The organism is Arthrobacter sp. Hiyo1 (assembly GCF_001263615.2).
Lineage (GTDB): Bacteria > Actinomycetota > Actinomycetes > Actinomycetales > Micrococcaceae > Arthrobacter.
Map to the genome: position 1 here is coordinate 438,637 of NZ_DF952471.1, position 1,346 is coordinate 439,982.

General features: G+C 62.6%; 2 protein-coding genes and 1 pseudogene. 1 reads left to right on the forward strand and 2 read right to left on the reverse strand.

What is annotated here, in order from left to right:
• Nucleotides 1–346: pseudogene (locus tag AHiyo1_RS13570) on the reverse strand (hypothetical protein); the annotation flags it as partial.
• Between the two features lie 188 nt (nucleotides 347–534).
• Nucleotides 535–1,023 (reverse strand): inorganic diphosphatase, encoded by a 489-nt coding sequence (locus tag AHiyo1_RS13575; RefSeq protein ID WP_059388921.1) that lies wholly within the window; start codon nucleotides 1,021–1,023, stop codon nucleotides 535–537.
• A gap of 136 nt (nucleotides 1,024–1,159) precedes the next feature.
• On the opposite strand from AHiyo1_RS13575, the gene AHiyo1_RS25585 reads away from it, so the two are divergent.
• A partial coding sequence (locus tag AHiyo1_RS25585; RefSeq protein WP_216363199.1) for a hypothetical protein occupies nucleotides 1,160–1,346 on the forward strand: 187 nt, incomplete at its 3' end.

The window sequence follows — 1,346 nt, forward strand, 5'->3', positions numbered from 1 at the left end:
CGATCGGCCCCTCGACTGCCACAGGGACCCGCTCTTTGCCGTTCCGCAAGCGGTCCACGGCGCGGCGTGCGTAGACCAGGCCGTGTCCGGAGGCGTCTTTGATTTGCTGCGGCAGGGGTTCGTTGACCGGTCCCACGCCGATTCCCACGTACCACTGTCCGCTCCTCAAGGCGATGAGCGCTGAATCCACGGCCTGATGTGGGAATTCCACGATGCCCTGGACTTCGTCCTCCACCGAGCGGTCAAAGTCCAAGCACGCCGGGACGTGGCGCAGGTCTTTGAGCAGCTGCGGTACGAGGTCTCCGTCGCCGCGGCTGTCGCGTTGGTTGATGGTCAGGGTGAACATTGTGGATCAAACATTACCGGCAGGTAGCTGACTTTCAAGCGGTTAATCCAGAGCCAACTTCTCGTTACGACGGCGGGTGCCCGGCGATTGTGGTCCGTTCCGCGTCGGGCCCCCCCATTAACGACGGCGGCGGGTGCGGTTCGCATGGAACCGCACCCGCCGCGTCGGAAGTGGGGAGGTAGTGGGGACTAGTGGGAGACCGGAACGTAACGCTTGATGGAAGCCTCCAGCTCGGCTTCGGCGGCGGCGCGGTCGGCCCAGCCTTCAGCCTTGACCCACTTACCCGGCTCAAGGTCCTTGTAACGGGTGAAGAAGTGCTCGATTTCCTTGATCAGGAATTCGCTGACATCGGAGATTTCCTGGATGTGGTCGAAGCGCGGGTCGGCCGGAACGCAGAGGACCTTTGCGTCTCCGCCGCCATCGTCGGTCATGTTGAAAACGCCGATGGGGCGGGATTCAACGATGACGCCCGGGTAAAGGTCGAAGTCCTGCAGGAGGACCAGTGCGTCCAGCGGGTCGCCGTCCTCGCCAAGGGTGTTCTCGAAGAACCCGTAGTGCGTGGGGTACTGCATGGAGGTGAACAGGACGCGGTCCAGGCGGACGCGGCCGGTCTCGTGGTCAACTTCGTACTTGACGCGCGACCCCTTGGGGATCTCGATCGTGACGTCGTGCTTCATGGAATGCTCCTTGACGGTATTGGCATGGGCGCGGCAACAGAGCAGCCGACGCCGCCGACTACTATTGAGGATATAGCGAGAGGCCCAAGTTTCTTGAAACGGTGGGGACATTCAAGACTTTGAGGACTAAAGCTGCATGAAGGGCGTTAACGAGGCGGGGGCTGACAACCACTCTCCGGAACAGCAGGAAAATCCCGTTCTCAGGCCCCGGAAGCCCAGACCCGGGACGCCCGCGAGGCCGGAACCGAAGGGTGTCGTCGGCTTTCTGCCACTGGTTTTGTTGGCCGCGGTCATCGCGGCCTTGGCCGTGCCGATGGGCCTCG

What these genes read in the sequence shown, in the direction of transcription:
- AHiyo1_RS13575 (WP_059388921.1), bottom strand. Translation starts at nt 1,023, where the DNA reads ATGAAGCACGACGTCACGATCGAGATCCCCAAGGGGTCGCGCGTCAAG.